6 protein-coding genes and 1 pseudogene are annotated in these 8,378 nt (G+C 68.1%); 3 read left to right on the top strand and 4 right to left on the bottom strand.

Annotated features, from left to right (window positions below; genetic code table 11):
• Window positions 1-618: 618 nt before the first annotated feature.
• Together BRAS3809_RS32300 and BRAS3809_RS32305 are read right to left on the bottom strand one after the other, a co-directional pair.
• Window positions 619-1,533 (bottom strand): phosphoribosylaminoimidazolesuccinocarboxamide synthase, encoded by a 915-nt coding sequence (locus BRAS3809_RS32300; RefSeq protein WP_008966216.1) that lies wholly within the window; start codon window positions 1,531-1,533, stop codon window positions 619-621.
• A gap of 39 nt (window positions 1,534-1,572) precedes the next feature.
• On the bottom strand, window positions 1,573-2,490 hold the full coding sequence (locus tag BRAS3809_RS32305) for a pirin family protein (RefSeq protein WP_008966217.1): 918 nt from the start codon (window positions 2,488-2,490) through the stop codon (window positions 1,573-1,575).
• A gap of 140 nt (window positions 2,491-2,630) precedes the next feature.
• Between BRAS3809_RS32305 and BRAS3809_RS32310 the strand changes: the two genes are divergently transcribed.
• A complete protein-coding gene (locus BRAS3809_RS32310; protein WP_008966218.1) occupies window positions 2,631-3,707 on the top strand; it encodes a helix-turn-helix domain-containing protein in 1,077 nt (358 codons plus the stop codon).
• A gap of 141 nt (window positions 3,708-3,848) precedes the next feature.
• Window positions 3,849-5,256, top strand: a pseudogene (locus BRAS3809_RS32315) (serine hydrolase domain-containing protein).
• Window positions 5,257-5,264: 8 nt separating this feature from the next.
• Here the strand turns inward: BRAS3809_RS32315 and BRAS3809_RS32320 are convergent.
• On the bottom strand, window positions 5,265-6,635 hold the full coding sequence (locus tag BRAS3809_RS32320) for an MmgE/PrpD family protein (RefSeq protein ID WP_008966220.1): 1,371 nt from the start codon (window positions 6,633-6,635) through the stop codon (window positions 5,265-5,267).
• A 111-nt stretch (window positions 6,636-6,746) separates the two neighbouring features.
• Between BRAS3809_RS32320 and BRAS3809_RS32325 the strand changes: the two genes are divergently transcribed.
• Entirely contained in the window at window positions 6,747-7,889 is a 1,143-nt protein-coding gene (locus BRAS3809_RS32325; protein ID WP_008966221.1) for an FUSC family protein, read from the top strand.
• A gap of 2 nt (window positions 7,890-7,891) precedes the next feature.
• Here the strand turns inward: BRAS3809_RS32325 and BRAS3809_RS32330 are convergent.
• The coding region (locus BRAS3809_RS32330) for an MATE family efflux transporter (RefSeq protein ID WP_008966222.1) at window positions 7,892-8,378 on the bottom strand (487 nt) is incomplete at its 5' end.

An 8,378-nucleotide genomic window follows, 5' to 3' on the forward strand; every position in this document is an offset into this window, starting at 1 on the left:
AGCTGGCGCCAAGCCCTGATGACATGACGTGTCGTTGGGGTGACGGGGGCAAACAAGCCGGTCCCCGGGGAGAGCGCGGAGCAGCCGTTCAACCCATCGCGCAGGGAGGGCCGGGATGTCTCGGCTGAACCTGTGGTGACCGCCGCGTGCATTCTCTTATCGCACGCGGGCCATGGGGGCGGCCAGCTCCCGGCCTTCCCTGCGCCCTCGGCATTTCAAGGGCGAGATCGATCCGCATAGCTCGGGCATGCCATGCCGCGAGATCGAGTTGTTGTGGGCCTGACGTTCCGTTCTTCAACGGCTTTCGTGAAACTTACTATGAGCTATCAAAATGCACATTCGAGGAATCGCTTGGTGAAGATCTTCCCACAGACGGCAGGGCTATCGCTTATCATGTTGCGCAGCCGCGAGCGATCGTGCCGATGAGTGACGCCGTCATGCCCGGGCTCGTCCCGGGCATCCACGTCGGGCCCGGCATGCCGAACGACGTGGATGGCCGGGACGAGCCCGGCCATGACGATGTGGGGGGTGACGGGCGCAAAACTCTGATCGCCATATGCGATAGCCCCGCCCCGGATTGATTCGAATGAGCAGAGCGAGAGGCTTGCCTTGCAGTCCTCAGATCTTCAGCTCCCGTCCCGTCACCCGGCGGAACGCCTCGAGATAGCGCTGGCTGGTCGCATCGACCACGCTCTGCGGCAGCGGCGGCGGCGGGGCGTCGCCGTTCCAGCGGCCGGCACGGCGCTCGGCATCGAGATAGTCGCGCAGCGGCTGCTTGTCGAAGCTCGGCTGCGGCTTCCCCGGCTGATAGGCGTCGACCGCCCAGAAGCGCGACGAATCCGGGGTCATCACCTCGTCGATCAGGATGATATGGCCGTCCTTGTCGCGGCCGAACTCGAACTTGGTGTCGGCGATGATGATGCCCTGCTCGCGCGCGAGCGTCTCGCCAAGCGTATAGACCGCACGCGTCATGCTCTCCAGCGTGTAGGCCGTGTCGTCGCCGACCACCTCGCGCATCCGGGCAATGGTGATGTTCTCGTCATGGCCGGTCTCGGCCTTGGTCGCCGGGCTGAAGATCGCGGGCTCGAGTTTCTGGCTCTCGACCAGGCCGGCGGGAAGCTGCTCGCCGGCGAGCGTGCCGCTCGCGGCATATTCCTTCCACGCCGAGCCGGAGAGATAGCCGCGGATCACGCATTCGATCGGAAACACCGTGGTCCGCTTGCACAGCATCGCGCGGCCGAGGATCTCCGCGCGATGCGGCTTCAGCTCCGGCACTTCGGCGATGATCGCATCCGTATCAGCGGAGATCATATGGTGATGCACGACGCCTTCGAGCGCGTTGAACCAGTAGGCCGAGATCTGCGTCAGCACCGCGCCCTTCATCGGGATGGTTTCGTTCATCACGACGTCGAAGGCCGAGATGCGGTCGGTGGTCAGCAGCAGCACGCGGTCGTCGCCGACGGCATAGATGTCGCGGACCTTGCCGCGGCCGATCTTCGGGAGCGGCAGATTGCTGGCGAGAAGCGTGGTCATGGTTCAGTGCCTTCGAAAGGGAGCGTCGCTCCCCATAGCCTATTCCGGCAGCGGAATGAACTCGTGCTCCTGGGGAACGGCGGCGAAGCGGCCGGTTTTCCAGTCCTGCTTGGCCTGCTCGATGCGCTCCTTGCTGGACGAGACGAAATTCCACCAGACGTGGCGCGGCCCCTCCAGCGCGTCGCCGCCGAGGAACATCATCCGGGTCGGCTTGACCGCGCGCACGCTGATCGCGTCGCCCGGGCGGAAGATCAGCAGCCGCGGCCCCTCGTGGCGCTCGCGCGCGATCTCGATTTCGCCGTCGACGATGTAGATCGCGCGCTCCTCGTGATCGGGATCCAGCGGCACGGTCGTGCCGGCCTGCGCCGTCACCTCGACATAGAACCAGGGCGACACCATCGTGACCGGCGAGGCCTTGCCGAACGCCTTGCCGGCGATGACGCGCGCGGAGAAGCCGGTGTCGGTGACCGTCGGAAGCGCGTTCGCCGCGTAATGCTGGAAGCTCGGCGCGACCTCTTCGGATTCCACCGGCAGTGCGATCCAGCTCTGCAGGCCCAGCATCTGCTGGCCGTTCTGCCGCTGCAGGTCCGGCGTACGCTCGGAATGCGCGATGCCGCGGCCGGCGGTCATCAGGTTCATCGCGCCGGGTTGGATCTCCTGCACGTTGCCCTCGCTGTCGCGATGCATGATTGCGCCGTCGAACAGATAGGTAACGGTGGCCAGCCCAATATGCGGATGCGGCCGCACGTCCATGCCCTTGCCGGAGACGAACTGCACCGGGCCGAAATGATCGAAGAAGATGAACGGCCCGACCATCTGCCGCCGGCCATGCGGCAGCGCGCGGCGCACGGCAAAGCCGTCGCCGAGATCGCGGGTGCGCGGCACGATGACATGCTCCAGCGCATCGCAGGACGCGGGATCGCCGAACTCGGGATCGATCGAAGGCTGCCAGCTCATGGGACGCTCCTGAGATATGTCGCGGTGAGCTTAACAGCTTTGACGGGACGACGGCAGGGCATGAGGTCGCGGCGTCCTCGTGATTTGAACGGAGGCGCCGTCCGGCCTAGAGTTCCGGCGCCGACAACGGACGTGTGACGATGCCGCTCGAAAGCCTCGATCTCGCACTTCGCGCCGCCGCCATCGCACTGCTTGCCGTGCTGGCGGTGTCGTTGTGGCGCGACCTCAACGGGCGGCCGGCCGGGCGGCTCGCGATCATGCTGGCGCTCGGCTCGGCCGCGCATGCGGCGACGTTCAACATCGGCGGCACCGCGGCGCCGTCGCTCGCCTTCGCGCCGCTGATTGCGGTCGCAACCGCTGATGTCGTCGTGCTCTGGCTGTTCTGCCGCGCGCTGTTTGACGACGGCTTCGCGCCGCGCTGGCGGCATGGCCTGATCTGGCTCGCGGTGTTCGGCTTCAGCCTGCTGAGCTGCCTCGTGCTCGGGCCGGCGGGGCATGCGCGGCTCGTGATCGTCGCGAACAACGTCCTGGCGCTCGGCTTCGTCGGCCTGGCGCTGGTGCAGACCGTCCGCTCCTGGTCGGCCGATCTCGTCGAGGGGCGGCGGCGGGTCCGCGCCTTCGTCGTCATCGCCGCGCTGGCCTATGGCGGCGTCAATGCGCTGCTGCAGATTCTGGCCGCCGGCCTTGGTCCGTCGGAGCTGGGTAATGTGATCAATGCGGCGATGTTCCTCACCGTCGTCGGTGCTGTCGCGCTGCTGCTGTTGCGGGTCGGCGCCGGCGACCTGTTTGCCCCGGAGGCGCCGAAAGACGCAGCCGTTCGCGCGGCGGCGCCCGCCGCGATCGCCCTCGCCCCGGAGACGGTCGCCAACCGCAAGCTGGTCGAAGCGCTGAGGCGGCTGATGGCGGATGAACGGATCTACCGCCAGGAGAACGTGACCATCGGCATGCTGGCAGCGAGGCTGTCCGTTCCCGAATACCGGCTGCGGCGGCTCATCAATGGCGAACTCGGCTACCGCAACTTCAATACCTTTCTGAACAACCACCGCATCGAGGAAGCCAAGACCGCGCTCGCCGATCCCGCCCAGGCCGAGGTGCCCGTCATCACCATCGCGATGGATGCCGGTTTCCAGTCGCTCGGGCCCTTCAACCGCGCTTTCAAGGCGGCGACCGGGGTGACGCCGACCGAGTTCAGGCGCCTGAGACAGTCGGCGGCGTGATGATCTCGAGATTGAAATCAAAGGAGAATTCCGAAATCGGCGAGCTGGCTGCCGATTCCGGCGGAGGTCCATTTCAAAATCGGCGAGCCGCCTGGCCGAAGCTGCGCTGTCGTCCGGCAGGTCCATCTGCTGGAGCTTCCCATGACCCGCGCCCGCCTGCTGCTCGCCGTCTTTGCCACCACCACGCTGACCGCCCTGGCGCTCGGCGCCGCCCGCGCCCACGACGTGCCGGCAGTCGCGACCGGCTTCATCGCCAGCGTGGTCTGTTCGGAGACGTTCGTCTCCGGCCTCGATCCGGACCGCGTGCTGTCCGAAACCAGGGACGCGATGCCGGGCGCGGGGCTGCTCACCTGGGCCATGGACGTCCGGGTGGATCGCGCCGCCAGGGACGTGACCGTGACCCTGCTCGGGCTCGGCCGCAGCCGCGCGGTGTTTCGCGACGGCCTGGGCTGCCATATGGATCGTGGCGAGAACCAGGAGTGGCCGCGTCTGCGGCTGGCCCCAACCGCAGCCGGCCGCGCTGCCCGACATCGCTCCGCCGCGGCTGGTTCAGCCGGCGACGCCGGCGCTGGCCGCCGCCCTCGATCGCGCCTTCGCCGAGCCGCAAACGCCGCCCTTTCGGCGGACGCATGCCGTTGTCGTGCTCAAGGACGGCAAGCTCCTCGCCGAACGCTATGCCCCGGGCGTCTCGCTCGACACGCCCTTGCTCGGCTTCTCCGCGACCAAGTCGACGATCGCGACCCTGATCGGCATTCTGGTCCGCCAGGGCAAGCTCGCGCTCCATGCGCCCGCGCCGGTCGCGGCGTGGCGGGACGACAAGGATCCGCGCCATGCGATCACCGTCGACCATCTCTTGCGCCACACCGCCGGGCTCGCGCTCGGCAGCTCGCTGCAGGCCTCGCTGCTCTCGGCGCTCGAGCCGGTGAACAGGATGAAGTTCGTCGAGCCAGACCGCGCTGCGTTTGCCGAGTCGATGCCGCTCGAAACGCCCCCGGGCGCGGTCAGCAACTATCACGACGGCAACACCGTCATCCTCTCGCAGCTTATCCGCGACGCGGCCGGCGGCAGTGCTGCGGATGTGCTGCGCTTTGCGCATCGCGAGCTGTTCGATCCGCTCGGCATGACCAGCGTCACCCTCGAATTCGACGCCGCCGGCACGCCGGAGGGCTCGAGCCAGATGCTCGCCTCGGCGCGCGACTGGGCGCGGCTCGGCCAATTGTATCTCGACGATGGCGTCGTCGGCGACCGCCGCATTCTGCCGGCCGGCTGGGTCGCATATGTCAGCGCGCCGACGCCGGGCGCCTTCGTCGGCCTGGGCGCCGGCTTCTGGACCAACAGCGGCGACAGCTTCGGCGCCAACTACCGCGTCTCCCATGGCTGGCCGCGCGATGCCTTCTTCGCCAAGGGCTCGATCGGCCAATATGTCGTCATCATCCCCTCCGAGCGCCTGGTCATCGCGCGCTTCGGCCGCACCGTGAACTGGCCGCCGGAGGCCGATGGCGTGGCGCAGCTCGTGGGCGACGTGATCGCGGCGACGCGAGGGGAGTGACGCATGCGCTAGGTTCTCCCCAACGCGGTGGCCTGTTCGACGCGGTCGAACCGCTCCAGCGACAGGATCGCGTCCGCGAAGCTCTGTGCCCGGCTGCTCAGCACCGGGCGCGCCAGGGTGATGAACTTGTCGCTCATCGCCTGCGCCGAAGGGAACGAGGTCGGCTCGCCCGAGGGATCGTCGTGCAGGCGCTCGTGCACGCCGTCCTCGGTGGTGATGGTCACGCGCGCGCCGAACGGATGGCTGCGGCCGACCTCGAGCTTGTCGTCCTGCACGACATCGAACTTGTCGGCGAGACTGTTGATCGCGGCATCACCCAGGCGTGTGTAGTCGTCCCAGCCGAAGCGGCCCTGGTCGAGCGCCAGCGCGCCGGTGAAGAACATCGAAAACTGGCCGCCGACGATCGAGGTCGGATGCCGCTTGGTCGCGGCATCGCCGGTGAGCGTGATGCCGTTGCGATGCAGCCCGACCTCGACGCGCTTGACCTGGTCCGGCGTCAGATTGTGCTCGCGGCGGAGCGCGATGATCGCATCGATTGCGGCATGCGTATAACGGCAGCTCGGATAGGGCTTCACGCCGATCTTCATCGTCTCATAGGTGGAGCCGAGCCCGGCGACAGCCTTCTCATGATGCGGCGTGTCGGTATAGCCGACCAGCAAGCCATGCTTGCCCTCGACGGATTCGACCGCGCCGACGAAATCATTCTTGGCGAGCGTCGCGGCGATCACGCCGTTCATGGCCGACGCGCCGACCTGATAGCGCTTGTTCCAAGCGCCGTTGACGAGAAATTGGAGCGAGCCCGCCGCCTGGCTGCCGGACACGCCGAAGGCGTAGACCAGCTGTTGCTCGGAGAGTCCGAACAGTTTGCCCGCGGCGGCCGCCGCGCCATAGGTACCGGCCGTCGCGGTCGGATGAAAGCCGCGCGCATAATGCGAGGTTGGATCGAGCGCGTTGCCGAGCCGGCAGCACACCTCGTAGCCCGCGACGATGGCCGTCAGCACCTCGCGGCCGGACGCGCCGACCATTTCGCCGACGGCGAACGCGGCAGGCACCACGGGCGCACTCGGATGCAGCGAGGAATCCGCATGCGTATCGTCGAAGTCGAGCGAATGCCCCATCGTGCCGTTGAGCAGCGCCGCCACCGCCGGCGTCCAGGTCCTGGAATCGCCGAACACCGTCGCCTCGCCGGCGGCATCGAGCTTCAGCGCCGCCAGCATCTTCACCACCGACGGCGTCGATTCCGCCTCGCGCCGGGCGCGGATGGCGCTGCCGAGAAAGTCGAGCGTCAGCACCTTGGCGCGGTCGAGCACCTCGGGCGGGATATCGTCATATTTCAGGCCGGCGACATAGGCGGCGAGCGTTGCGGTTTCCTGGGCCATCGTGTTTCCTCGCATTGTTGCAGGCAGCGTAGGCAGACTGATTCCGCCTTTCAAGCCGGTCGGCCCCGGTGGGAGGCTGCCATGCGCTGGTCCGTTCGAGGTGGGTGATCGATGGCGTCGATGAAGGAGCTGTTCGGCCGGGTGCGCGCCCGCAAGGCGCAGATGTCGCTCGCCGTGCGCGGCACGGTGGCGGCGACGCTGGCCTTCGCGATCGCCACCGCGTTCCAGCTCAAGCTGCCGCTGTGGGCGGTGCTGACCTCGCTGATCGTGACGCAAGGCAGCGTCGGGCGTTCGTTGAAGGCGACGCGCGACTACATGTTCGGCACCATCGGCGGCGCGATCTATGGCGGCGCCATCACCGTGTTCATTCCGCATTCCGGCGAGCTGCAGCTGCTCGGCATGCTGATTCTGGCGGTGACGCCGCTCGCCTTCGTCGCCGCGATCAATCCGAGCCTCAATGCGGCGACGGTGACTGCGGTCATCGTGCTGCTGGTACCGACGATGGGCCACCTCGACCCGCTGGGCTCCGCCATCGACCGCGTGTTCGAGGTTGCTGTCGGCGCGCTCACCGGCCTTGCGGTGTCCTTCCTCGTGCTGCCGTCGCGGGCCCATGCGCAGATGCGCAGCGCCGCGGGGCGGCTGCTGGAGCTGATTGCCGCCGCTTTCACCGAACTGCTGGCCGGCTTGTCGCGTGGCCGGGACAACGACGCGCTGCATCGGATCCAGGACGGCATCGGCGCGGCGCTCACCGAGTTGAATGCCACCGGCGCCGAGGCGGAGCGCGAGCGCTCGGCGCGGCTCTCCTCCGGCGCCGACACCGGGCCGATGTTGCGGACCATCCTGCGGCTGCGCCACGACGTCGTGATGATCGGCCGCGCCAGCGTGGTGCCGCTGCCGTCCGAACTGCAGGCGCGGCTGTCGGGGCCGGTCACCCGCGTCAGCGACGCCATCGCCGGCTACCTGCGCGGCTCCGCCGCTGCGATCCGCAACGGGTCCGGCCCGCCGGCGATCTGGCCGGTGCATGTCGCCGTAAAAGCCTATGCCGAGGCGGTCGCGTCCGTGCGCAGCGACGGACTGACGCGCGGCCTGCCGGGGGATGCGGCCGAGCGCTTCTTCGCGCTCGGCTTCTCGCTCGACCAGATGCGGCAGAACCTGATCGACCTCGAGCGCGTCGTCGCCGAATGGGCCGGAGCCTCGACCGCCAGGCCGCATCGGCCTGAGTCCGAGGAGACGTCCGATACGGCGGGCGCCTGAGCTCATCGCGACAGCCTGAGGAAGCGCAGCACCAGCATCGCCGCGTAGATGCCGGTGCCGATCGACAGCCCGATCCAGATCCCGGTGGCGCTGAGCGGTGTGTGGAGGCCGAGCACGTAGGACAAGGGAAAGCCGATCAGCCAATAGCCGAGCACGGCGAGCAGCAGCGGAATGCGGGTATCCTTGATGCCGCGCAGCGCGCCGACGGTGATGGTCTGCAGCGCGTCGGTGATGAAGAAGGTCGTGCCGACCAGCAGCAGCGTGGCGGCCAGCGCGACGGTCGCCGCCGCATCGGCTACGCCACTGCCGAGAAACAGCTGCACGATCGCGAACCGCGCGGCGATGATGCCGAGCGTGAAAAGTACCGCGAGGCCGAGCCCGAGCAGCATGGCCATCAGCCCGGCGCGGCGCACGCCATGCGCATCATTGCGCCCGGCGGCGTGGCCGACGCGCACGGTCGCCGCCATGCTGATGCCGAACGGCACCATA

Source organism: Bradyrhizobium sp. STM 3809 (assembly GCF_000239795.1).
Classification (GTDB): Bacteria; Pseudomonadota; Alphaproteobacteria; order Rhizobiales; family Xanthobacteraceae; genus Bradyrhizobium.

Bases quoted from the DNA above. Each gene is read 5' to 3' on its own strand.
- BRAS3809_RS32300 (WP_008966216.1), bottom strand. From the start codon at position 1,533: ATGACCACGCTTCTCGCCAGCAATCTGCCGCTCCCGAAGATCGGCCGC.
- BRAS3809_RS32320 (WP_008966220.1), bottom strand. From the start codon at position 6,635: ATGGCCCAGGAAACCGCAACGCTCGCCGCCTATGTCGCCGGCCTGAAA.
- BRAS3809_RS32305 (WP_008966217.1), bottom strand. From the start codon at position 2,490: ATGAGCTGGCAGCCTTCGATCGATCCCGAGTTCGGCGATCCCGCGTCC.
- BRAS3809_RS32325 (WP_008966221.1), top strand. From the start codon at position 6,747: ATGGCGTCGATGAAGGAGCTGTTCGGCCGGGTGCGCGCCCGCAAGGCG.
- BRAS3809_RS32310 (WP_008966218.1), top strand. From the start codon at position 2,631: ATGCCGCTCGAAAGCCTCGATCTCGCACTTCGCGCCGCCGCCATCGCA.